The sequence below is a fragment of the Nocardioides panacihumi genome (assembly GCF_039530925.1).
GTDB classification, from domain to species: Bacteria; Actinomycetota; Actinomycetes; order Propionibacteriales; family Nocardioidaceae; genus Nocardioides; species Nocardioides panacihumi.
The window spans coordinates 804930-827786 of the sequence record NZ_BAAAPB010000002.1 but is presented as its reverse complement, the minus strand read 5'-3'; the positions used below and the strand labels follow the sequence as shown (position 1 = coordinate 827786).

General features: G+C 69.9%; 25 protein-coding genes and 1 other RNA gene. 17 read left to right on the top strand and 9 right to left on the bottom strand.

Features of this window, described 5'->3' with window-relative positions:
* Window positions 1-193 precede the first annotated feature (193 nt).
* From ABD205_RS13195 to prfB, 10 genes are all read left to right on the top strand, one after another.
* The gene (locus tag ABD205_RS13195) at window positions 194-961 is read left to right on the top strand and encodes a hypothetical protein (protein ID WP_344045344.1); all 768 of its coding nucleotides are present in this window, start codon (window positions 194-196) and stop codon (window positions 959-961) included.
* Between the two features lie 532 nt (window positions 962-1493).
* Window positions 1494-2741, top strand: coding sequence for a TadA family conjugal transfer-associated ATPase (locus ABD205_RS13190; protein ID WP_344045342.1), 1248 nt, complete (start codon window positions 1494-1496; stop codon window positions 2739-2741).
* On the top strand, window positions 2741-3595 hold the full coding sequence (locus tag ABD205_RS13185; RefSeq protein WP_344045340.1) for a type II secretion system F family protein: 855 nt from the start codon (window positions 2741-2743) through the stop codon (window positions 3593-3595). The genes ABD205_RS13190 and ABD205_RS13185 overlap by 1 nt, the downstream gene beginning before the upstream one ends.
* Window positions 3592-4509 (top strand): type II secretion system F family protein, encoded by a 918-nt coding sequence (locus ABD205_RS13180; protein ID WP_344045338.1) that lies wholly within the window; start codon window positions 3592-3594, stop codon window positions 4507-4509. Before ABD205_RS13185 ends, ABD205_RS13180 begins: the two co-directional genes overlap by 4 nt.
* Window positions 4510-4531: 22 nt before the next feature.
* Entirely contained in the window at window positions 4532-4702 is a 171-nt protein-coding gene (locus ABD205_RS13175) for a hypothetical protein (RefSeq protein ID WP_344045336.1), read from the top strand.
* 6 nt (window positions 4703-4708) lie between these two features.
* Entirely contained in the window at window positions 4709-5086 is a 378-nt protein-coding gene (locus ABD205_RS13170; RefSeq protein ID WP_344045334.1) for a TadE/TadG family type IV pilus assembly protein, read from the top strand.
* Complete coding sequence (locus ABD205_RS13165; protein WP_344045332.1) at window positions 5083-5541, top strand: hypothetical protein; 459 nt, start codon at window positions 5083-5085, stop codon at window positions 5539-5541. Before ABD205_RS13170 ends, ABD205_RS13165 begins: the two co-directional genes overlap by 4 nt.
* Entirely contained in the window at window positions 5525-5980 is a 456-nt protein-coding gene (locus tag ABD205_RS13160; protein WP_344045330.1) for a pilus assembly protein TadG-related protein, read from the top strand. The genes ABD205_RS13165 and ABD205_RS13160 overlap by 17 nt, the downstream gene beginning before the upstream one ends.
* A gap of 56 nt (window positions 5981-6036) precedes the next feature.
* The gene (locus tag ABD205_RS13155; protein WP_344045328.1) at window positions 6037-6504 is read left to right on the top strand and encodes a CAP domain-containing protein; all 468 of its coding nucleotides are present in this window, start codon (window positions 6037-6039) and stop codon (window positions 6502-6504) included.
* Between the two features lie 58 nt (window positions 6505-6562).
* The gene (gene prfB, locus ABD205_RS13150) at window positions 6563-7681 is read left to right on the top strand and encodes a peptide chain release factor 2 (protein WP_344045326.1); all 1119 of its coding nucleotides are present in this window, start codon (window positions 6563-6565) and stop codon (window positions 7679-7681) included.
* A 59-nt stretch (window positions 7682-7740) separates the two neighbouring features.
* Here the strand turns inward: prfB and ABD205_RS13145 are convergent, their stop codons facing one another.
* Window positions 7741-8370: a hypothetical protein gene (locus tag ABD205_RS13145; protein WP_344045324.1), complete on the bottom strand. Its 630-nt coding sequence runs from the start codon at window positions 8368-8370 to the stop codon at window positions 7741-7743.
* 78 nt (window positions 8371-8448) lie between these two features.
* On the opposite strand from ABD205_RS13145, the gene ftsE reads away from it, so the two are divergent.
* From ftsE to ssrA, 6 genes are all read left to right on the top strand, one after another.
* Complete coding sequence (gene ftsE / locus ABD205_RS13140; RefSeq protein ID WP_344045322.1) at window positions 8449-9138, top strand: cell division ATP-binding protein FtsE; 690 nt, start codon at window positions 8449-8451, stop codon at window positions 9136-9138.
* A gap of 47 nt (window positions 9139-9185) precedes the next feature.
* Window positions 9186-10097 carry a permease-like cell division protein FtsX gene (gene ftsX / locus ABD205_RS13135; RefSeq protein WP_344045320.1) on the top strand — a complete coding sequence of 304 codons (912 nt, stop codon included), beginning with the start codon at window positions 9186-9188 and terminating at the stop codon, window positions 10095-10097.
* Between the two features lie 99 nt (window positions 10098-10196).
* Window positions 10197-11522 (top strand): peptidoglycan DD-metalloendopeptidase family protein, encoded by a 1326-nt coding sequence (locus ABD205_RS13130; protein WP_344045318.1) that lies wholly within the window; start codon window positions 10197-10199, stop codon window positions 11520-11522.
* Between the two features lie 7 nt (window positions 11523-11529).
* Window positions 11530-12288 (top strand): crotonase/enoyl-CoA hydratase family protein, encoded by a 759-nt coding sequence (locus ABD205_RS13125; protein WP_344045316.1) that lies wholly within the window; start codon window positions 11530-11532, stop codon window positions 12286-12288.
* A 55-nt stretch (window positions 12289-12343) separates the two neighbouring features.
* The gene (gene smpB, locus ABD205_RS13120) at window positions 12344-12823 is read left to right on the top strand and encodes an SsrA-binding protein SmpB (protein WP_344045314.1); all 480 of its coding nucleotides are present in this window, start codon (window positions 12344-12346) and stop codon (window positions 12821-12823) included.
* 76 nt (window positions 12824-12899) lie between these two features.
* Window positions 12900-13271, top strand: a transfer-messenger RNA (tmRNA) gene (gene ssrA, locus ABD205_RS13115).
* Window positions 13272-13411: 140 nt separating this feature from the next.
* On the opposite strand, the gene ABD205_RS13110 is transcribed toward ssrA, so the two are convergent.
* The 7 genes from ABD205_RS13110 to ABD205_RS13080 are packed head-to-tail and all read right to left on the bottom strand — an operon-like array spanning window position 13412 to window position 20178.
* Complete coding sequence (locus tag ABD205_RS13110; protein WP_344045312.1) at window positions 13412-14404, bottom strand: cyclase family protein; 993 nt, start codon at window positions 14402-14404, stop codon at window positions 13412-13414.
* A complete protein-coding gene (locus ABD205_RS13105; RefSeq protein ID WP_344045310.1) occupies window positions 14401-15570 on the bottom strand; it encodes an alpha/beta hydrolase family protein in 1170 nt (389 codons plus the stop codon). The genes ABD205_RS13110 and ABD205_RS13105 overlap by 4 nt, the downstream gene beginning before the upstream one ends.
* Before the next feature lie 28 nt (window positions 15571-15598).
* Entirely contained in the window at window positions 15599-16582 is a 984-nt protein-coding gene (locus tag ABD205_RS13100) for a fumarylacetoacetate hydrolase family protein (protein WP_344045308.1), read from the bottom strand.
* Between the two features lie 18 nt (window positions 16583-16600).
* On the bottom strand, window positions 16601-17575 hold the full coding sequence (locus tag ABD205_RS13095) for a VOC family protein (RefSeq protein ID WP_344045306.1): 975 nt from the start codon (window positions 17573-17575) through the stop codon (window positions 16601-16603).
* Window positions 17576-17600: 25 nt separating this feature from the next.
* Window positions 17601-18731 (bottom strand): FAD-dependent monooxygenase, encoded by a 1131-nt coding sequence (locus tag ABD205_RS13090; protein WP_344045304.1) that lies wholly within the window; start codon window positions 18729-18731, stop codon window positions 17601-17603.
* 28 nt (window positions 18732-18759) lie between these two features.
* On the bottom strand, window positions 18760-19143 hold the full coding sequence (locus tag ABD205_RS13085) for a C-glycoside deglycosidase beta subunit domain-containing protein (protein WP_344045302.1): 384 nt from the start codon (window positions 19141-19143) through the stop codon (window positions 18760-18762).
* 9 nt (window positions 19144-19152) lie between these two features.
* On the bottom strand, window positions 19153-20178 hold the full coding sequence (locus ABD205_RS13080; protein ID WP_344045300.1) for a sugar phosphate isomerase/epimerase family protein: 1026 nt from the start codon (window positions 20176-20178) through the stop codon (window positions 19153-19155).
* A gap of 267 nt (window positions 20179-20445) precedes the next feature.
* Here ABD205_RS13080 and ABD205_RS13075 point away from each other — a divergent pair, with 267 nt between their 5' ends.
* Window positions 20446-21858 (top strand): MFS transporter, encoded by a 1413-nt coding sequence (locus ABD205_RS13075; protein WP_344045298.1) that lies wholly within the window; start codon window positions 20446-20448, stop codon window positions 21856-21858.
* 114 nt (window positions 21859-21972) lie between these two features.
* Here the strand turns inward: ABD205_RS13075 and ABD205_RS13070 are convergent, their stop codons facing one another.
* On the bottom strand, window positions 21973-22752 hold the full coding sequence (locus ABD205_RS13070) for a helix-turn-helix transcriptional regulator (RefSeq protein ID WP_344045296.1): 780 nt from the start codon (window positions 22750-22752) through the stop codon (window positions 21973-21975).
* Between the last annotated feature and the right edge of the window lie 105 nt (window positions 22753-22857).

The window sequence follows — 22857 nt, the reverse complement described above, 5'->3', positions numbered from 1 at the left end:
TGGTGGCGGGCCATTGGGGCACACCCTCAGGCAAGGAGGAGGACGACGTCGGCTGGCGCGTCAACGCTTGCATCCCGCGCTTAATGTATTGGGCGTTCGGAGGTCTCTATCAGCGGCTGGGTTGCGCGTTCCTGTGACGAGATGAGGGAGGCGGCCCCGGTCAGCTGGATTCATCGAGGAGACGGGAACTGGCATGACTCAAACGCGGGGATTCGTAGCGCCGACGGTGATCGTCGTGGCTCTCGTCGGGATCGGGTTGGTTGTCGCGACCATGCTCACACCGGTCGGCAAGAATCCGCTCGCAACGCAGCCTGCGAACGCTCAGCTGACGATCTGCGGGGCGCTGATCATGGGCACGGGATGCACCAGCCAGGCATCACAGATCAGGTGGGCGGGCATGCCCAAGGAGCAGACATCACCTCCCGCCCTCCCAGGGGACGACCCGAAGGGGACCGTCTACGTCTGTTGGACGAAGTACGAGATCAAGGACGCCGACACCAAGGCCGATTGCTACGCGGCTGTGGCTGAGTCGTATTGGACCGTGAAACAGGGTCGTCTGGATGCGAAGGCTGTTGCGAGTCAGCGAATCTCTTCGTCGGTCGCAGCCATCAGCAGCACGTACGCCGCCACGCACGCCTTCACGTCGAGCCAGGCATGCACGGTGAACTTCAACGTGCCCGTCAATGTCGGCATCATCAGCGCGAACGTCCCCGTCAAGGTCTGCAAGGGCTACAAGGTCACGCGGCCGGCCTACGGTACGACTGGTGCGACGTGGACCTCGACCAACGCCGCGACCCTGCGCGTTCTCCGCACCATGTACGCGGAAGAGGTGCCGGCCGGCAAGGTTCCGAAGTTCACGTACAACTTCACCATCCCGCAGTACACGAAGAAGTGGGATGAGGGGCTCGGGCGCTGGGAGTGGGTCTCTCACCTCGTCTTCCAGAACTTCGCCAGCAGATGATCGTGCTACGGCGTCGACTCGACGCCCCGGCTCTTCGAGCCGGGGCGTGTCCCCACGTGAGTGAGGCGACAGCCGATGACGCGCGGACCGACCCGTCGTGATCATTGCGGGGGGCGCGAGCAGCCACCTTGCTCGGCTGCTGGGTCAGCGCGGCGCTGCACACGCACTTGCCGAGCTTCGCGGACGCGGTCCGAACGGGACTGGTGCCTCTAAGTCCCTGGCGATGTCCGAGAACGATGGCGAGGAGGGCCGGTTTGTCGGAAACACGGATCTCTAGCCAAGGCGGCTGAGAGCGCTGCGGGCCGGTGACATGGGGTCTGCGCCGAGATGAGCAGATCGCCGTTGAGGCGGGTCAGTGCATCCTCGCACCGGCGTTGTCTCGGGCCGGGCTCTCGGTGGATCGCTGCGCGCTCGTCGCGCTCCATCGCGACCGCCTCGCGCGTTATCCACAGAAGCGAATTGACCCCTTCCAGCCGGGCGACGGGTCGTCCTAGGTTCCTCTCCAGTTGCTCCGACTCGGGAGGGGGCCCGGATGGGGATGCCTGTGGTCGACGACCCTTCGGTCGTCGAGCATCTGGACCAGGAGGTGCGGGAGCGCGTACGCCGCGATGGCGTCGACCCGCAGCGTGACAGCGCGGTGGTGCGTCGCATCGCCGAGGCCGTCGTACGCGATCACGACGAGCGGAGCCTGACAGGCGCCGTCGTCGCCCTGGCCGACCCGGTCACGATCGTCGGCGAGCTCGTCGCCAGGGTCTCCGGCTTCGGTCCGCTGCAGCCCTTGCTCGACGACCCCGGCGTCGAGGAGGTGTGGATCAACGACCCGAGCCGCGTCTTCGTCGCACGCAACGGCCGGCACGAGCTGACCAACCTCGTGCTGAGCCGCGACCAGGTCGCCGAGCTGGTGGAGCGCATGCTGAAGTCGTCGGGGCGTCGGATCGATCGGTCGCAACCATTCGTCGACGCGATGCTGCCCGAGGGGCACCGGCTCCACGTCGTGCTCGAAGGCATCTCGCGCGGCTTCAGCGCGGTCAACGTGCGGAAGTTCGTGCTCCGCGCCGTGCGGCTCGCGGACCTGGTCGAGCTCGGCAGCCTGAGCGCCGCCGCCGCCGCGTTCCTCGAGGCGAGCGTCCGGGCCGGGCTGAACGTCCTGGTCGCAGGCGGCACCCAGGCGGGCAAGACCACCATGCTCAACTGCCTCGCCGCGGCCATCCCCGGGGGCGACCGCGTCGTGAGCGCCGAGGAGGTCTTCGAGCTGCGCTTCCCGCATCCCGACTGGGTGCCGCTCCAGACCCGCCAGGCCGGGTTGGAGGGCAACGGCGGGATCCGGCTGCGGGAGCTCGTCAAGGAGTCGCTCCGCATGCGACCGAGCCGCATCATCGTCGGGGAGGTCAGGGCCGAGGAGTGCCTCGACCTGCTGCTCGCGCTCAACGCAGGGCTTCCCGGGATGTGCACGCTGCACGCGAACTCGGCCCGCGAGGCGCTCGTCAAGATGTGCACGCTGCCCCTCCTGGCGGGGGAGAACATCAGCGCGCGGTTCGTCGTCCCGACGGTGGCGGCCTCAGTGGATCTGGTGGTGCACCTCGGCATTGACGACCGGGGCGTCCGACGCGTGAACGAGATCGTCGCCGTGCCGGGCCGTGTCGAGGGCGACGTCATCGAGACCGCGCCGGTCTTCGAGAGGGTGGGTGGCGAGCTCGTACGGGCGGGCGGCATGCCCCCGCATCCCGAGCGGTTCACGCGGCTCGGGGTCGACGTGCACCGTCTGCTGGCAGGTGCCTGATGGGAGCGCTCGTCGGTCTCGGGGTGGGCATCGGTCTGCTCCTGGTCTGGTCGGCCTTCTTCCTGCCGCGCGCCCCGAGGCGAGGCGCGCAGCGTGAGGCGAGGACGGCCCAGCTGCTGGCCAGGGCCGGACTGCGGCAGGTCACGGTGAGCGCGTTCGTCGGCCTGTGCCTGGCGAGCGGTCTGATGGCAGGGCTCGTCGTCCAGCTCGTCTCCGGGACGCCGCCGGTGGCGTTGGCGTTCGCCCTGATGGCGGGCTACCTGCCGGTGCAGATCGTCTCCGGGCGAGCCAGGCGGAGGCATCGGGAGTTCGCCGAGGTGTGGCCGGAGGCGGTGGACAACCTGGCCTCGGCAGTGCGTGCGGGGTTGTCGCTGCCCGAGGCGCTGGCCGCCCTGGCCACGCGTGGACCTGAGCCACTCCGCGACGCGTTCGAGGCGTTCGCGCTCGACCACCAGCTCTCGGGGCGGTTCGGTGACTGCCTCGACCGGCTGAAGGACCGGCTGGCGGACCCCGTCGGCGACCGCGTCGTCGAGGGCCTCCGCATCGCTCGGGAGGTCGGCGGCGGCGAGCTCGGACGGCTGCTGCGCAACCTGTCGGGCTACCTGCGAGACGATGCCCGGACCCGCTCCGAGCTCGAGAGCCGCCAGTCGTGGACCATCAACGGGGCACGGTTGGCGGTCGCCGCGCCGTGGCTCGTGCTCCTCTTCATGTCGATCCAGTCGGAGGTCATCCGCCGCTACGCCTCACCCGGCGGTGTCGTCGTGCTGGCGATCGGAGGCGCGGCATGCCTCGTCGCCTACCGCGCGATGATGCGGCTCGGCCGCCTGCCCGTCGAGCGGCGGATCCTGTCGTGACCGCCTGGGGAGCGCTGCTCGGCGCACTGGTGGCCGCCGGCGGGCTGCTGGTCGGCGCACGCGTGCGGGCGCTGCGACGACCGTCGCTCGCGGCGCGGGTGATGCCGTTCGTGCGCGATCTCCCGGACGTGGGCTCGGCCGGCCGCCCGCAGGTGTCGGCGGCGGCCGGTGTCTTCGGGCCGGTGCTGCGGTCGACCGCCGACGGCGTCGAGCGCATCCTCGGCGGGACTGCCTCGGTGCGACGTCGGCTCGAGCGGATCGGGTCGGCGAAGACCGTGCACGAGCTCCGGATCGAGCAGGTGCTGTGGGGTCTCGGAGCGTTCGCGGTCGCCGCGGCGTACGGGCTGCTCCGCACCCTGTCGAACCCGGGCGCCGTCCTGTCGTCCGCGCTGTTGTGCCTGGTGGCGTTCGTCGTCGGGGTTCTCGCCCGCGACAACCGCCTCAGCAGCCAGGTCAAGGCCCGGGAGCGGCGGATCATCGCCGAGTTCCCGACCGTGGCCGAGCTGCTGGCCCTGGCCGTCGCGGCGGGGGAGGGGCCGGTGCTGGCGCTGGACCGGGTCGTACGGCGAAGCGGCGGCGAGCTCTCGACCGAGCTCGCCCGCCTGCTGGCCGAGGTGCGCACCGGCAGACCGGTCGGTGCCGCATTCGACTCGCTCGCCGCCCGCACGGGTGTCCCGCTCGTCGCACGTTTCGCCGGGGCGGTCGCGGTCGCCGTCGAACGCGGCACACCGCTCGCCGACGTCCTCCACGCGCAGGCGGCCGACGTCCGCGAGGCGGGCCGCCGCGAGCTGATCGAGATCGCCGCCCGCAAGGAGGTCCTGATGATGGTCCCGGTGGTGTTCCTCGTCCTGCCGGTGACCGTCCTCTTCGCCTTCTACCCCGGCGTCCTCGGTCTCCATCTGACGACCCCCTGAAGAATTCTCGGGAAGGAACACGATGAACCCTCTGTCCTCTCTGCTCAGCCGACGTGTCCGCGACGACCGCGGTGACGTCCCGGGCTGGGTGCTGGTGACCGTCATGACGGCCGGCCTGTGCGCCGCGCTCTACGGTGTCGCCGACGACCAGCTCCGCCAGCTGCTCACCGACGCGCTCGGCAAGGTGAAGTGAGGGGGCGTGAGGCGGTCGTCCCGCGGCGCCGCGGTCGTCGACTTCGTGCTCGTCCTGGGGCTGCTCGTGCCGCTGGTGCTCGGCATCCTGCAGGTGGCGCTGGTGCTGTTCGTGCGCAACACCCTGGCCAGTGCCGCCTCCGAGGGGGCGCGCTTCGCCGCGACTGCCGACCACGGCCCCGCCGACGGGATCGAGAAGACGCGTGACGCGCTCGACGGCGTCCTGTCCGCCCGCTACGCGCAGTCGATCCGCGCGCGGCCGGCGACCGTCGACGGGGCCCCTGCGATCGAGATCGTCATCCACGCCGAGGTGCCTGCTCTCGGCCTCGGCGGCCCGGCGTTCGCGCTCGACGTCACCGGTCACGCCGTCGAGGAGAGCCCGTGAGCTCCCGGCGGCGAGGTGACCGTGGCACCGCGCTGGTCGAGTTCAGCTGGCTGGCGATCCTCCTGCTCGTCCCGCTCGTGTGGGTCGTGATGTCGGTCTTCGAGGTCCAGCGGGGGGCGTTCGCGGTCAGCGCGGCCGCCCGTGCCGCCGGTCGCGCGTACGCACTGGCCGACTCGGACGCGCTGGGGGAGGCGCGCGCGAGGGTGGCGGCCCGCCAGGCGCTCGCCGACCAGGGGCTGCGCGTGGCACCGCTCGACCTGGGCGTGCGCTGCACGCCGTACCCCCGTGCCTGTCACGCCGGCACCTCGGTGGTCACCGTGCGGGTCGAGACGAGCGTCGATCTTCCGTGGCTGCCCGGCTCCTTCGGGCTCGGCGACCCTGTGTTCGCGCTCGACGCTTCTCACACGGTGCCGATCGGGCGGTTCCAGGAGGTCGGCGATGCCGCGTCGCCATGATCGGAGATGGACCGACCGGGGGTCGACGATCCCGCTCATCGTGGGGTTCGTGGCCGTGCTCCTGGTGGCGGTCGCCGTCGTCGTCGACGCGACCGCGGCGTTCCTCGAGCGCCAGAGCCTCGACACGCTCGCGGACGGGGCTGCACTGCAGGGCGCCGACCTCGGGGCACAAGGGCTCGAGGTGTACGCCGGCGGCCTCGGCGGCCGGCGCCTGACGGTGAGCGAGCAGGCGGCCCGCGCGGCGGTCGCCGGCTATCTCACCGACACCGGGGCCTACCGGCGCTATCCGGGCCTGCGCTTCGAGGTGACGGTCGGCGCCGACAGGGTCGTCGTACGGCTACGTGCACCGGCCGACCTGCCGCTGCACGTGCCGGGGTCGCCGGACCGTCCGGTGGTCGGCGCGAGCGGGTCGGCGGTGGTCACCGTCGATGGAGGCTAGGGCGATGCGGCGAGTCGTTTTGACGTCGCGCCACCTCACGTCGCACCCTCGTGGGGATGTCTGTCCCCACCAGATCGATCGTCCCGTCCGTCGTTGCCGCCGTCGCGTTGATGGTGGCGTTCGTCCTGCTCGGCCCGTCCGCGCAGGCGGTCACGCCACACGACTACGGCGTCGACGCCGTCAGAGCGACCAACGCAGCGAGGGCCTCCCACGGCCTGAACAGGCTGCGAACCGACCGGTGCCTGGAGCGCTTCGCCGCCCGCCAGGCCGCACGCATGGCCGCGCAGCGTCGGATGTTCCACCAGGACATCCGCGTCCCGCTGCGCAGCTGCGGGCTTCGCACCGTCGGGGAGAACGTCGCGTACGGCTTCAGCAGCGGCCGCGGCGTCGTACGCAACGGGTGGATGAAGTCCCCGCCGCACCGTGCCAACATCCTGCACCGCGAGTTCCGCCTGGTCGCCGTGGCAGCCAGGAAGGGGTCCGACGGGCGCTGGTACGCCTCGCAGGTCCTCGGCCGCCGCTGAGCGGGCGCCGCCGCGGGGAATCACGGCGGTGCACACGGGGCCGGTAGCCTTGGCTCTTGTGGCAGGCCCCGACTTCGACGCCGAGCTCAAGCAGCTCCAGGCGACCATGCGCACCATCGAGCAGGTGCTCGACCTCGACACGATGAAGGCCGAGGTCAGCTCTCTCGAGGAGCAGGTCGCCGCGCCTGACCTGTGGGACGACCAACCCAACGCCCAGAAGGTCACCGGCCGGCTCTCCCTCCTGCAGGGCGAGATCGAGCGCTTCGAGACCCTCAACGGCCGTGTCGAGGACGTGGGCATCCTCGTCGACCTGGCGAAGGAGGAGGCCGACAGCGAGACGCTCGCCGAGGCGGAGACCGAGCTCGGCCGGGTGAAGAAGGAGGTCGAGGCGCTCGAGGTCCGCACCCTCTTGTCGGGGGAGTACGACGCGCGCGAGGCGATCGTCACGATCCGCTCCGGCGCCGGCGGTGTGGACGCCGCGGACTTCGCCGAGACCCTGATGCGGATGTACACGCGCTGGGCCGAGCAGCACAAGTACCCCGTCGAGGTCTTCGACGTCTCCTATGCCGAGGAGGCCGGCATCAAGTCGGCCGAGTTCGCGATCCATGCGCCGTACGCCTACGGCACGCTCTCGGTCGAGGCCGGGACGCACCGCCTCGTCCGGATCAGCCCGTTCGACAACCAGGGCCGCCGTCAGACGTCGTTCGCCGCGGTCGAGGTCGTGCCGGTGCTCGAGCAGACCGACGAGATCGAGGTCGACGAGAACGAGGTCCGCGTCGACGTATTCCGCTCCGGCGGCCCCGGCGGCCAGTCGGTCAACACGACCGACTCCGCGGTCCGCCTCACGCACATCCCCACCGGGATCGTGGTCAGCTGCCAGAACGAGAAGTCGCAGCTGCAGAACAAGGCCTCCGCCATGGTCGTCCTCAAGGCGAAGCTGCTGGCGAAGAAGAAGGCAGAGGAAGCCGCGCTCAAGAAGGACCTCAAGGGCGACGTCGCCGCGAGTTGGGGCGACCAGATGCGCAACTACGTGCTGAACCCGTACCAGATCGTCAAGGACCTGCGTACGGGCTTCGAGACCGGCAACCCGACCGCCGTCTTCGACGGCGAGCTCGACGGCTTCCTCGAGGCCGGCATCCGCTGGCGCCGGGGTGCCGACAAGGCCGCCCAGAACTGAGCCGCAACGTCATACGAGCTGGTTGCCCTGGCAGCCAGCTCGTATGACGTCCGGGCAGGTCAGGCGGCGGACCGGAGCACCGACGCGCACCAGCGGTCGGCCACGTCGGCCGGGTCCGTGGCGCGCGAGCCGGCGAGCTGGCAGACCAGCCAGGCGTCTCCGAAGAGGCCGCGGTAGGACAGCGTCGTCTTGCCACCCGTCGTGCAGGTCAGAGCGATCGACGGGGAGCCGAACGTCGCCGCGCCGGGGAGCGGCTTGCAGCCGGGCCGCGACTTCGCCGAGGCGACCAGCTCCTGGGCGCGTTGGACCGTGACGGGCGGGGCGAACACCCAGCCCGACGCCGCCGTCCCGGCGGGTGCGGTCCACGAGCAGCCGTACTCGTGTGCGACGTCGGTGCCCGATCCGAGCTGGTCTCCGTTCGACCAGGTGGCCGCCGAGGGGGACGGGTCGTCGACCGCAGCCTGTACGTCGGCGCCCGGCACCGCGTCACAGAACGGCCCGCGCCGTACGGCGGCCGTCGACGTGTCCACGGACCCGAGCCCCGTCGCCAGCGGCTGCGTGGTCGGCCCGGTCGACGCGCTCGGCGCGGCCGGTCGGGGGGAGTCACGGACGACACCCACCGTGATCGCGGCACCGGTCGCGGCGACCGCGAGGATGAGCGCACGGACGATGCCGGACCGGGTAGCCACGCCCAAACCTTAGAGTCGCGGCCCAGACGCGGCACTGAGATGTCCGCGATCTTCGACCCACCGCCTATCCTCGATCGGGTGATTCGCTTCGAGAAGGTGACCAAGACCTACCCCGGATCCGGACGACCCGCGCTCGAGCAGGTCTCCGTCGACGTGGAGAAGGGCGAGTTCGTCTTCCTCGTCGGGCAGTCGGGCTCGGGCAAGTCGACCGCGCTCCGGCTCATCCTCCGCGAGACCCGCCCGTCTGAGGGTCGGGTCTACGTCGCGGGCAAGGAGATCAACCGCCTCGCCGGCTGGAAGGTGCCGCGGCTGCGCCGACAGATCGGCACCGTGTTCCAGGACTTCCGCCTGCTCCAGAACAAGACGGTCTCCGAGAACGTCGCCTTCGCGATGCAGGTCACCGGCCACTCGAAGGCCGAGATCTCCAAGCGCGTCCCCGACACCCTCGAGCTCGTCGGCCTCGACGGCAAGGGCGACCGGATGCCCGACGAGCTCTCCGGTGGCGAGCAGCAGCGGGTGGCGATCGCCCGCGCCTTCGTCAACAAGCCGATGATCCTCATCGCCGACGAGCCCACCGGCAACCTCGACCCCGCGACCAGCGTCGGCATCATGAAGCTGCTCGACCGCATCAACCGGACCGGCACGACGGTGGTCATGGCGACCCACGACGCGGGCGTCGTGGACCAGATGCGCAAGCGCGTCATCGAGCTCGGCAACGGCCGGGTCGTGCGCGACCAGTCCCAGGGCGGCTACGGCTCCCAGGACTGATCAGCGCCGGCCCAACCCGTCGATCAGCAGAGAACAGAAAGAGCCCCATGCAGCTTCGCTATGTCTTCTCCGAGCTCGTCCAGGGTCTGCGTCGCAACCTGTCGATGCACATCGCTGTCGTCCTCACCCTCTTCGTCTCGCTGACGCTCGTCGGCATGGGCGTCCTGCTCAACCAGCAGGCGCAGCGTGCCGCCGACCAGTGGGGCAACCAGCTCCAGATCACCGTCTACCTGTGCCGCAACGGTGACAACGTCCCGTCCTGCGCGAGCGAGGTCACCGACGCGCAGAAGCAGGCCATCTCGAAGGTCATCCAGGACGACCCGAACGTCGACTCCTTCTACCTCGAGTCCAAGGCCGAGGCCTTCGCCAAGGTCAAGCAGCTCTACGGCAGCGAGCGCTTCACCGGCCCCGACGCCGTGATCACCCAGGACGACATGGCCGAGTCGTTCTGGATCACGCTCAAGGACCCGCACCAGGCCGAGGTCGTGAAGGAGGCGGTCGTCGGGCTCGACGGCGTCTCGCGCGTCCAGGACCTGCGCAACGTCGTCGGCCCGATCCTCAGCTTCATCGACTACATGAAGTACGGCGCCGGCCTGGTCGCGATCTTCCTGGGCATCGCCGCCCTGCTGCTCGTCGCGAACACCATCCGGCTCGCGGCCTTCGCCCGCCGGCGCGAGATCGCGATCATGCGGCTGGTCGGCGCCTCGACGCTCTACATCGCGCTGCCGTTCCTTCTCGAAGCGGTCGTGACGGCGGTCGTGGGCGTCGCACTCGCGACCGCGGCGCTGGCCGCCTTCATGCGCTTCGGCGTGGTCGGCAAGCTGGCGAAGTCGCTGGACTTCATCCTCTGGATCGGCTGGAGCCAGTTCTGGTGGGCCGTCCTCGTGGTCGCGATCCTCGGCCCCGTGCTCACGCTGGTGCCGACGCTTCTGCTGACGCGGAAGTACCTCAAGGTCTGAGAGAGGCGTGACGCGCCCGGGTTCCGAAATCCCCGGAACCCGGGCGCTCAGCATCTACCGTCGAGGCGTTCTCTTCCCCGAACACGAAGGCTTCGAACCGTGCGCACCTTCCCCCGCACGCTCGGACGCCGACGCCTCGCGGCTGCCACCCTGGCTGCCGTCACCGTCGGCGGCCTGGCAGTCCCGATCCTCGATCCTGCGCTGCCCCTGGCCTCCGCAGCCAACGGTGACAAGCTCAAGCAGAAGCAGAAGCACGTCCACCAGCAGGTCCAGCAGGCCGGCCACGACCTCGACGAGTCCAGCGCTCAGCTGGCCGCCGCGACCCGGCAGCTGGACGCCGCCAACAAGGTGCTCGCCGCCGCCGAGGCGCGACTCGCCAGCGCCCGGGCCCATCTCGCCACGGCGGAGCAGGCGCTCGGCGCAGCGCAGGCGGAGGACCAGCGCATGCAGGCCGCGCTCGCCGCAGCCCAGGCCCGGCTCGCCCAGGCGCGCACCGACCTCGCCAACGGACAGCAGGCCGTCGCAGCCCAGAAGCGACGCGTGCGCAACACGTTCGCCGACATGGTCGAGCAGGGTGACCCGCGTCTGCTCGCGTTCGCCGCACTGATGAACGCCGAGACCCCCGAGGACATCGCGCGGCAGCAGGAGCTCAACGACACCGTGCTGGCCAGCCAGTCGGCCCAGTACCAGTCGCTGCGCACCTCCGAGGTGCTGCTCAAGGTCAGGGCGCAGGACGTGAAGGACGCGACCGACGCGGTCGCGGTCCAGCGCCAGCAGGCCGCCGACCACCTCGTCGTCGTCCAGGGACTGGAGCAGCAGGCCGTCGCGGCCCGCGACGCGGTCGCGGCGTCGGTCGCGCAGGACGCGCAGGCACGAGCCGGCGCGGCGGGCGCCCGCCAGGCCGCCGTACGGGCCCGGCAGCACGACGTGGCCGTCCTCAAGAAGCTCAAGCGGCAGGAGGACAAGATCCGGCAGCAGATCCTCGCGCACGCGCACAAGGAGGGGAACCGCAACGTCGGTCAGACCAGCGGGATGTTCCTCAACCCCGTCGCCGACACCTACGTGACCTCGCCGTACGGCTGGCGCAAGCACCCGATCTACGGCTACTGGGGCCTGCACGACGGCGACGACTTCCACGCGCCGTGCGGCGTGCCGGAGCGTGCGGTCGACACCGGCCGGGTGATCAGCGAGTACTACTCCAGCGTCTGGGGCAACCGCCTCTACCTGAGCCTCGGCAACATCAACGGCCACAACTACACGGTCATCTACAACCACATCTCGCAGTACCGCGCCCACGTCGGGCAGGTCGTCGGCCGCGGCGACACCGTCGCGCTCGCCGGCACGACCGGCTGGTCCACCGCCTGCCACCTGCACTTCACCGTGCTCAAGGACGGCAACCCGATCGACCCCCAGACGGTGCTCTAGACCCGCCATGGGCGCTGTCCGCGTGGAGCGCTCCGGCCCGGTCGTCACCGTCGTGCTCGACCGGCAGGGGAGCCGCAACGCCGTCGACGGGGCGACGGCCGCGGAGCTCGCCGCGGCGTTCCGTGACTTCGACGCCGACCCGACGGCAGCCGTCGCGGTCCTGTACGGCGACGGCGGCACCTTCTGCTCCGGCGCCGACCTGAAGGCGATCGGGACGCCCGCGCAGAACCGCGTCGCCCCGGACGGCGACGGCCCGATGGGCGTCACCCGGCTGGAGCTCTCGAAGCCGGTGATCGCCGCGATCGAGGGGTACGCCGTCGCCGGCGGCCTCGAGCTCGCGATCTGGTGCGACCTGCGGGTGGCCGCCGCGGACGCCGTGCTCGGTGTCTTCTGCCGACGCTGGGGCGTCCCGCTGATCGACGGCGGCACGGTGCGGTTGCCGCGGCTGATCGGCCGCAGCCGCGCCCTCGACCTGATCCTCACGGGTCGCGCCGTCGACGCGGCCGAGGCGCTCTCCTTCGGGCTGGTCAACCGCGTGGTCGAGCCCGGCACGGCCCGCGCCGCCGCGGAGGAGCTCGCCGCGCAGCTCGCCGCACTGCCGCAGACGTGCCTGCGCAACGATCGCCTCTCGCTGCTGCACGGCGAGGCGCTGCCGCTCGAGGACGCGATGGCCTACGAGCTGCAGGTCGGCCTCGACTCGCTGGCCGCGGACGGGATCGGCGGCGCCGGGCGCTTCGCTCAGGGTGCCGGCAGGCACGGCTCGTAGCGCTCCGGGACCCCGCGGTTCGAATCGGCTTGCGATCGCTTGCGAGAATGGTGGGATGCCGAAGGAACAGGGGCGCAAGCTCGTCGCGCAGAACAAGAAGGCGCGGCACGACTACCACATCGAGGACACCTACGAGGCCGGCCTGGTCCTCACGGGCACCGAGGTGAAGTCGCTGCGTCAGGGTCGGGCGTCCCTGGTCGACGGGTTCGTCGACATCGAGAACGGCGAGGCGTGGCTGCACGCGGTGCACATCCCGGAGTACACCCAGGGCACCTGGACCAACCACTCCGCGCGCCGCAAGCGCAAGCTCCTGCTGCACAAGGAGGAGATCGAGAAGATCGACCGCCGCGTGTCGGAGAAGGGCCTCACCGTCATCCCGCTGTCGCTGTACTTCAGCGACGGCCGCGCGAAGGTCGAGATCGCACTCGCCCGAGGCAAGAAGGCGTGGGACAAGCGCCAGTCGATCGCCGAGCGCACGGCTGACCGGGAGAAGGAGCAGGCCGTCGGTCGCTACCTCAAGGGCATCCGCGACTGATACCGACGTGTGGAATGCCGGGCACCCCGGTAGTGTTGACCCGTCGGCCGCTTCGGCGGCCGTTGACAAGTCAAGAGGGGCTGATCGGTTTCGACTTGGGACATTAGTTCCAGGGGAAGCGGGTCGAGAAGCCAGCGCCATCTCGTAAACGTTCGCTGGAAACCTATAACTGCCAACGCTAAGCGCAGTTCCTTCGCTCTCGCCGCCTGAGCGGTGATCGAAGCGTCAGACAGGGCGACCGTCTCCGGCCCTGATCCTGGCGTCATCAAGGAGACTTACCTGCCTGCTCTCGTGAGTGGGGCTCGCAGGGACATCTAGCTCACTGGGCCTGTCGGTGACGTGTCTGCGTCGAGCGCCGGGGCCGAGAAAACGACACCCACAGACTGCACCCGGAGAAGACCTGGATCGATGCTCGAGGACCGGGGTTCGATTCCCCGCAGCTCCACTCTGTGATCTCTCAGGAGATACCGGACAACCCGGACCCCAGTTGGGGTCCGGGTTGTCTGCTTCTGGGCACGGCCCGTCGTCGTGACGACGCGCATGCGCACGGTCCTGTGTCGGTGGCGCCCTCACCGAGCCGGGTTCCGCTCACCGGACGGCGATCGGATTGACAGGCGCGCCGACGGCACCCGTGACGCGGATCGGAGACGCGGTGAGGAAGAAGTCGTAGCGGCCGTCCTCAGCGCACGCTGCGGCAAGCGTGTCGGCGTCCCAGAGTTCGCCGATGAAGAGGCCGAGGTGGGGGATGGCGACCTGGTGGAGGGGCTGGAACGCATGGTCGAACTCGTTCGGCCTGACCTCGAAGCCCCAGGTGTCCGTTGCGATCGCGGCGATCTCGACACGATGCAGCCAGTCGACGGTGCTGAACGAGAGCCCGGGCGCGGAGCCGCCTGCGTACGCACCCCACCCGTCGCCCGCGGTCAGGCCGCGTCGTGCGCGGCTGAGCTGGCCGGTGCGGACCACGACGATGTCGCCGGTCCCGACCGTCGAGGTCGGGCCCTGGGCTTCGATGGTCCGCTCGAGGTGCTCCTCGGTGATCGCGAAGCCGTCGGGCAGCTCGCCGTCGGTCCCGAGAGCGCGACCGACGTCGAGGAGGACGCCGCGCCCGCAGACGATGTCGGCGACGGTCTCGATGCCGGTCGTGTTGTCGCCGAGGCAGGTGACGACCTGGTCGGCGGGGCGTCCGTTCCACGTCTTGCCGTGGTCGAAGATGTGGCCGAGACCGTCCCACTGGGTCGAGCACTGCAGCGGCATGGCGATGACGTCGTCGGCGCCACCGAGACCATGGGGGAAGCCCTGGACGCCGGCGACCGCGTCCGTGCCGGTGTCGAGCATGGTGTGGACCGGGTTGGTGCGGCGTCGCCACCCGTTCTGCGGACCGTCCATGTCGAAGGGCTGCGACAACGAGATCGACTGTCCTGTGCGGATGAGCACGGCGGCATCGCGGCGCTTCTGATCGGTGAGGAAGTTCATCGTGCCGAGGACGTCGTCGGCGCCCCAACGTCCCCAGTTGGACACCCGCGCGACCGCCGCCGCGATGGTGCCCTCGGGGTCGGTGCGGTCGATCTCCTCCGGCTTCACCGGTCGAGCTCGGCGAAGGTGTCCATCACCCAGTCGGCGATGTAGGTGATCACGTGCGGGAAGTGGTCGAGCCCGATGTGTTCGGTCGCACCTTCCTCCGGGCTGAAGACGCGAAGCTCCCGCTTCGGGCTGTTGACGGCCTGGTCGTAGGAGCGGTGGGCGTACTCGAGCGGGATCTGACGGTCGTTCTGGCCGTGGGCGATGAGGAACGGCACGTCGATCTGCTCGACGACGCCGTCGAGGTGCACGGCCTCCGACGTGGAGATGAATGCGTCGAGATCGGTCTCGCCCCACACCCACAGGACGTGGTCCCAGTAGTGCGGGACGGGGTTCTCGCCCTCCCGCTCCAGGCGCCGCTTCTGGACCGCACCCCAGTTGTGGTTCGCGCCCCAGGCGACGACGAGCGCGAGCCGCTTCTCGAACGCGGCGGCCCTGGGCGCGTAGTAGCCGCCCAAGGACCATCCGACCAGACCGATCCGGTCTGCTCGTACGTCCGCGCGCGTCTCGAGGTGGTCGACACAGGCGGCCGCCCATGCCTCCGTGTCGACGCGGGCGGTGAGGCCGCGCAGCCGCAGCGCCTCGCCGCTGCCAGGGCAGTCCACCATCAAGGTCGAGACGCCACGGGCTGCGAGCTCGTGGTGGATGCCGGCGCCGACCATCATCTCCTTCGTCGAGTCCAGACCGTTCCACACGATCATCACCGGGGTCGGCTCTCCGTCGGTCGACGCGTCGTGGAAGTACGCCGGGAGGCTGGTGGTCACACCGTGCTCCGAGTACGGCACCTCGACCCTGGTGGTGCGCGGATCGATGAGCTCGAACGACCGCGTCAGGAGGTCGACGCTGCGCTGGTACTCCACGTTGCGGCCGGTGTCGCGGGCACTCTGCATCCGCTCGGCCTGCGAGACGTAGACGGAGGCGCGGAAGAACTTCTGGCCTGCCGTCCGGAGGTGGCCGGCCTTCTCGGCCTCAGCGGCCTGCTCCTCGAGCTGGTCGGCGACGTTCCTCCAGGCGGCCATGAACTGTGCTGTGCCGACGTCGGACCCCTGCGCGGCCAGCTCACGCAGCGGGCGGCAGGCGCGATCGACCTCGTCGATCAGCCCGCCGCTGTTCAGTGTCGCCACGACCCCCAGGTTCCAGACGTAGTTGCCGGGGAAGTACTCGAACATCGGTTTCCTTCGCTTGATGGGTGGTGGCTCAGGCCGGGAACATCGCAGTGCGGTCGCGATCTCGGCTGGGTGCGCGGAACGCAGGAAGTGCCGGCGGCTCCGGGGCGGTGCCGACGCGGTTGGTCAGCGCCCCGATGCCCTCGACGGTGACGGTGACGACGTCACCGTCGACGAGTGGCGGAGGCGTCCGCTCGCCTCGCAGACCCCACAGCTCGGCCAGGCACCCGCCGTTGCCGGTGGTGCCCGAGCCGAGGACGTCCCCGGGAAGCACCCGGCTGTCGCGCGAGGCGTACGCGATCATCGTCTCGAAGCTCCATCCCATGTTGGACAGCAGGTCATGGCCGACGAGCTCGCCGTTGACCTCGACGCTGCACCGCAGCTGCAGGAATCCGTCGCCGTCCTTGTACGCGTCCATCTCGTCCGCGGTGACGATCCACGGCCCGAGGGTGTTCGCGAAGTCCTTCCCCTTGGCCGGCCCCAGACCCACCTGCATCTCCCGCGACTGCAGGTCGCGGGCCGACCAGTCGTTGAGCACGACGTAGCCGAAGATCGCTGCGCTCGCCTGCTCGGCGTCCAGGGAGCGTCCCTCGCGGCCGACGACCACGGCCACTTCCAGCTCGAAGTCGCGTGCCCTCGAGGCTGACGGGAACTCGACCACGTCGCCGTCGCCGAGGACCGAGTGCGGGTTGGTGAAGTAGAAGGTCGGGGCGTCGTACCAGGCTTCGGGGACGCCCGAGGCACCGTCGACGCTGCGCCGTACCCCTTCGACGTGCTCCTCGAAAGTGACGAAGTCGCGGATGCTCGGGGGCCTGAGCGGCGCGAGGAGCTGCACCGCGGACACGGGTACGCCGTCCGCCTGCCTGGCCTTGGCCGCCAGCTCGCGGGCGTAGTCGAGGCCGCCCCCGACGACGTCGAGCATCGTCAGCCAGGTCGGGAACGGGTGGAGCTGATCACCCTCGACGACGCCGACCGTGTCGACGCCGCCGAGGGTGCGAAAGGTGGCGAGTCTCATGGCCGGTCCTCACGTCCCTCAGACCGGCGGCGCGACGAAGACGCCGCGGTCCGGGTCGTTGAAGGACTGCTTGGCCACGAGCTCGTTCATCGGGTTGGCGGTGCCCCACTGGTCGGTGACCTCTGGGTCGGAGAAGTCGTAGAGGTGCGGGTGCCAGGTGTCCTCGTCGAGCTCCTCGAGCTCGGTCGTGTACTCGATGGTGTTGCCGTGCGGGTCGAGGAAGTAGCTGAAGGTGTTGTTGCCGGCCATGTGCCTGCCAGGTCCCCAGATCTTCTCGACGCCGGCGCGCAGCATCCGACCGGTGCCGCGCATGTACTCGTCGATGCCGCGCATCTCGAACGACGCGTGGTGCAGCGCGACGTGCGGGCCGCGCGCGATCGCCAGGCTGTGGTGTGCCGGGTTGGTCCGCATGAACCACATGACGTCGCCCATGTGCGGCGAGGTCAGCGTGTCCGAGAGTGCGAACTTCATGTGCCTCTCGTAGAAGGCGACGGTGGCCTCGGGGTTCGGCGAGTTGATGACGACGTGGGAGAGCTTGACCGGGATGGACTCGCCCTCCTCGATCTTGCGGTGCTGCCGTACGGCGACGTCGGCCGAGATCTCGATCGTGCGGCCGTCGTTGTCGAAGAAGCGGAACCCGTACCCGCCGCCAGGAGTGTTGAGCTTGTCCGGGTCAGCGATCAGCTGGACGCCGTCAGAGGCGAGGCGCTGCGCCATCGTGTCGACGTCCGCCGCAGTGGCGGCACCGAAGGAGATGAGGTCGAGCCGCTTCTCGTCGGCCTTGCGCAGCCGGACGGAGTACTGCTCCGGGGAGCCCTCAGCCGCGAGGAACGCGATGCCGTCATCGGTGGTCTCGGGCGAGAGCCCCCACATCTCGGTGTAGAAGCGGAACTGCTTGTCGTAGTCCGGCACGGCGAGATCCACGTGGCGGAGGTGGGTGATGAGTCGTTCGCCCCGATCGTTGACGGGTGCGTTGATGGCCTGGTCGGTCACGGGATGTCCTTCGCTTGAGATCTCGTCAGGGACGTTCGCTGAGCAGGTGGGCGATGCGAGCCATCAGCGCGGGGACGTCACCCTGCTCGTGGTCGAGCAGCCACTGGCCGAGCTGGACCGATGCGGCAACGACCTCGCTCGCGCGGGTCTGGCGTCGGTCGGTGAACTCCGACCACAGCCCTTCGGACACCTCATCGTGGGCGAGGAGGAGCTCCGCCAGGACCGTGGCGTCCTCGAGTGCCTGGGCGGCGCCCTGAGCCAGGGTGGGCGGGCACGTGTGCGCGGCGTCGCCGATGACCACCACGCGGCCGCGGTTCCAGGGTCCCTCGAGGACATGGGTCTCGAACCAGGTGTAGTTGACCCGTGCCGGGTCGGTCATCGACTCCCGGATCTCGTCCCATGGCCCGTGGTAAGCCTCCGCCAGGTCGCGCATGACGGCGAGGGACTCGTCCGGTGTCAGCGCGGATCGGTCCTGTGCGTCCTCGACCAGGTAGGCGTAGAGGGTGTCCTCGCCGGTCGGGCAGTAGCCGGCGATGTAGCAGGGGCCGCCGTAGACGAGGTCGGTGCGGGTCACCGACTCTGGGCGCGGGGCGAAGATCCGCCAGATGCCCATGCCGGTGCTGTGGGTCTCCAGGTCGATCCCGACCTCGGTGCGGGTCCAGGACCGGACACCGTCGGCGCCGACGACGACGTCGTACCGACCCGACGATCCGTCCGCGAAGGTGACGTCGACGCCCGTCTCGTCCTGGACGAGCGCGGTGCAGCTGGTGCCGAAGCGGACCTTCGCGCCCGCCTCGACGGCGCGGTCGACCAGGATGCGGGCCAGGTCGGGCCGGTACATGCCCATGGTGGCCGGCAGGTCCTGGCCACCCGTGCGGACATCGGTGAGCTCGACCAGGAGGGTGCCGTTCGGATCCGGTGCGCGTAGCCCGAGGGTGTCGAAGGCGTACCCGCGGCTGGAGGCGGCGTCCCACACCCCCAGGTCCCGCAGCCCGCGCAGTGCGTTGCCCTGCAGCGTGATGCCCGAGCCGAGCGCACTCACGTCCGGCTTGATGTCGATGAGGTCGACCGAGACTCCCTGCTCTGCGAGGAGGATCGCGGTGGCGGTGCCGGCGGCCCCCGCTCCGACGACCAGGACTGATTGAACGGCGGTCATGTGTTGCTCCTTGGAGGAAGGTGCGGCGTCACGCCAGCACGAGCGTCTTGGTGTCGCGGCCACCGCCGGGCACGGGCATGTACGAGATCCGCAGGCGAACGGAGGCCGTGACCTCGTGCGGCCCGGACGTCAGGGGGCGATCCAGCGTGAAGCCGATCTCGGCGGGTTCACCCATCTCCCAGCGGTCGTCGAGCACGCCCGGCAGATCGGTCATGTCGTACGTCCTGCCGTGGACCGTGAAGGTGGTCGCGGTCGGGGGGACGGGAGTGCCGTCGACGACCAGATCCACGCCCTCCACCATCGAGAGCCCGAGGCCGCGGTAGTACGGCATCCGGACGTCGACAGCGAGGTTCCGGTGCTCGGGGTCTGAGGCCCGCAGGCTGTCCTCGACCACGATGTACTTGTCGAACATGGGAGCTCCTCAAGCCGTCCGGGTGTGGTCGTCGGTCTCGCCGAGCAGTGCGGAGAACATCGCGTGCTGGCGTCGCACCTGCTCGCGGCTGTCGACAGGGAAGGCATCCTGGATGTGCCGGTTCCCCTCGTACTCGCTGGAGAGGAAGCCGTTGAAGCCGCCCTTCTCCAGGACGGGGACGATGCGGTCGTACGGGATGCTGTACTCGCTGGAGTCGTCGACCATCTCGTAGAACTTGGCCTGGATGTGCCCGATCAGCGGCATGTGCGGCAACAGCTCCTCGGGGTCGCGGTAGATGAAGTGGGTGGCCTGCCGCGCCAGTCCCATCTCGACGGGCCCGCCGCCGCGGTAGTGGACGATGTCCATCAGCGCGTGGGTGTCGCCGTGGTCGTCGTAGAGCTTGACGATGTAGTCCACGAGGTCCTTGCGGGCGCCGTCACGGATCGCCCGGTCGGAGACGACCCGCGGGAACCGCTCGACGAAGGTGCCCATGTCGGGCATCAGACCGAGCGCGACGCCACCCTCGGCGTGCATCACCTCGAGGTGCTCGAGGATCCAGGGGTGCTCGTAGTGGAACGGCGCGTGCACCTCGAGCAGCAGCCGTACGCCGGCGTCGCGGGCGTACGGCGCCGCGTCACGCATGACCTCGGGCGGCGTGTTGATGATCGCGCGGATGACCGGCGCGCCGAGCCGGACGGCGAGGTCGATGTCGGCACGGAAGGAGGCGACCTGCTCGTCGTGGGTCAGCCACCGGCCGGCGACACGCTTGGTGTCCAGGAACAGGTCCGTGGCACTGGTCGTGGTGCCGTAGCGCGACATCCATCCGTGCCACTGCTCGACCTGCGCGTCGGTGATGTCGGGGTAGCCCACCAGTGACTGCTCGGGGATCACCTCGACCCCGGTAGCGCCGATCGAGGAGACGTGCGCGATGCAGTCCTCCAACGACATCGTGCGCAGGAAGAACTCCTCCTGGTACGAGTAGAGGCTGACGCCTCGCCGGATCGCGCCGAGCACTTCCGACTGTGCCGAGCTCATGCTGACCGTTCCTCTTCCGCCAGTGGCGCAGCGCCGGACGACGCTGCGAGATGCCTCAGGATGTGGCGCTCGACACAGGCCGGGGAACCCCGAACTGGCGATGTGCCGCATCGGCTACTTCGATGCCGATGTGGCGCTGCATGCCCGCGATCGCCGGTAAAGTCGTGAGCGACGTCGGGGTCGGTCGCCGCTGCGCCACCCGTCGGGCCTGGCAACGCCAGGCTTCGCGCACATCGCCGCGTCATCACCGGAAGGTGAGGAACGGTCGTGCTCGATCGCTCTCTCGCGCCCGCACGAACAACGGCGCACTCGGGCCTCCTGCCCGCGCTGCTCGTCGTCACCCTGCTGACGGCGATGGATCAGACGATCGTGGCGACGGCGTTGCCGGCGATCGTCGGGGACGTCGGCGGCCGAGCGTCGGTCGGCTGGGTGTTCGCCGGCTACACGCTCGCCATGACCGTCGCGATGCCGCTGTTCGGGCGGTTGGGGGATCTGCGGGGGCGCCGCACGATCTACTTGTCCAGCATCGCGGCGTTCGTGTTGGCCTCGGGCGCCTGTGGTGTGGCGTCCGACATGCACATGCTCATCGCCCTGCGGATCCTGCAGGGCGTAGCAGGCGGCGGCGTCCTGGTCATGTCGCAGGCGGTGGTCGCCGACGCGGTGCCCGCCCGGGAGCGCGCCAGGTTCATGGCGCCGGTCGGGCTGGTCTTCGCGGTCTCCAGCGTGATCTCGCCCCTGCTCGGCGGGACGCTGACCGACACGGTCGGCTGGCGCTGGATCTTCTGGGTCAACCTCCCGCTCGGAACTCTCGCCTGGGTGCTGTCCTACCGCGCCGTTCCCCGCGCGCGCTCGGCCGGTCGCGGCGGGGGTCTCGACGTGCCCGGCTTCGTCCTCTACGCCGTGGCGATCACCGGGTTGGTCGTCCTTGCGACCGGACAGGTGGCGGACGCCGGCTGGTTGTCGGCGCGCTTCCTGGGATGGGTGGGTGTGACCGCGGTCTGTGGTGCCGGGTTCGCCGTCCGGATGCTGACGCACGCCGATCCGCTGATTCCGATCGGAGTCCTGCGCAACAGGACGGTGGCCGTAGCCAGCTGCCTGGGTTTCGTCAACGGCGCCGCCGTGTTCGGGCTCGTCGGGTATCTGCCGACCGTCGTCCAGTCCGTCCTCGGACTGCGACCGACGATGTCAGGCGCGATCCTGCTCGCCCTCGTGCTCGGCATGATGGTCTCCACCGTGACGACAGGACGATGGACGTCGAGAACGGGCCACTACCGACGCCTGCCTCTGATCGGGTGCCTGCTCGGCGCCGGCGCGATGAGCTGGCTGGCGACTCTCGACCAGTCCTGGGGCATCGGCCGTGCGGCTGCGGCGATCGCTCTCCTCGGCCTCGGAGCCGGCTTCTTCATGCAGGTGATCACGATCGCAGCACAGGACGCCGCACCTCCCGAGCACGTCGGGTCCTCCACGTCCACCGTCTCGCTGGTGCGCGAGCTGGGGGTGACGATCGGCGCGGCGAGTCTGGGCGCGGCATTCGCGGCCCACGGAACGGCGAACGACCTCGGCGCCGGAGTGGAGACCGCGGTCCCCGCGGTCTTCACGGCGTTGATGCTGGTGCTGCTCGGTGGCGCCGCCGTGTCGCTTGCCCTGCCCGACCGGCGTCTGTCCGCGCACGTTGGCTGACGGCATGCGGGCACCGCACGGGAACGCGCTCCTAGACCCGCCCGGACGTCATACGAGCGGGCTGCCAGGGCAACCAGCTCGTATGACGTTGCGCTCGGTCGGGGAGAGCTGTCACTACCGGGGGTTGGTTGGAGCCGGCTCGAGTGCCGTCGGGGGTAGCAGGTCCGCATCTCGCGCAGCGAGGACGGCAGTGACCCGGTCGCGGGCTCCGAGCTTGCGGTAGACGTGCTCCAGGTGCCGGTGGACTGTGCGCTCGGAGATCGCGAGTCGGGCTGCGATTCCGGCGGCTGTCCGGCCCTCGGCGAGTAGTCGGAGCACGGCCAGTTCGCGTCCGGTCAGGTCCGTCGAGGCGTTTGGCGCCCAGGCGCGGTATGCCGAGATCTGCCGATCGAGGAGAACCAGCAGGGGCTGCACCATCGTGGCCGTCTTGAGGTCGCTGTCGGTGAAGTCCTGACGGCCGCGGGACAAGATGAAGGCCCGCACCGTCGCGCCTGACATCTCATACAGGATGACCACCTGGTGCTCGACCCCCAGCGGGACGAAGAACTCCTGCCGGGTGTCACGGGCGACCTGGTCGACCATGGCGGCCGGGACGCGACCGATCGACATCGGAGCGTGATCGCCGGTGACGTTGAACCAGCGCAGCACGGGATGGTGAGGGACGGCCGCGTTGATGACCTTGCGTACCTCCGGGGTGGGGAACCCCGGGATCGGCGTGTGGAGCTCGAAGCCGCAACGGTCAGGCGAGTCGAACCAGCTCCACCCGACCTGACTCCCGAACGTGTCGTGGAGGCGCGCGGTCAGCAGCGCGTGGGGGAAGGCCGCAACCGGCCGTGCGAGAAGGTCGCCGATGAGGTCGACCCACTCGCTCGTCCGACGCTCCGTTGCTGCCACGCCGCGCCCTCCCGAGCCGCTTGCCTCAGGTTAGCGAGCAGTGGAACGCGTGGGTAGTTCCTGCCATCTTGGTAGCGCGACGACGACGCCGCGGCCGCGTGCCGT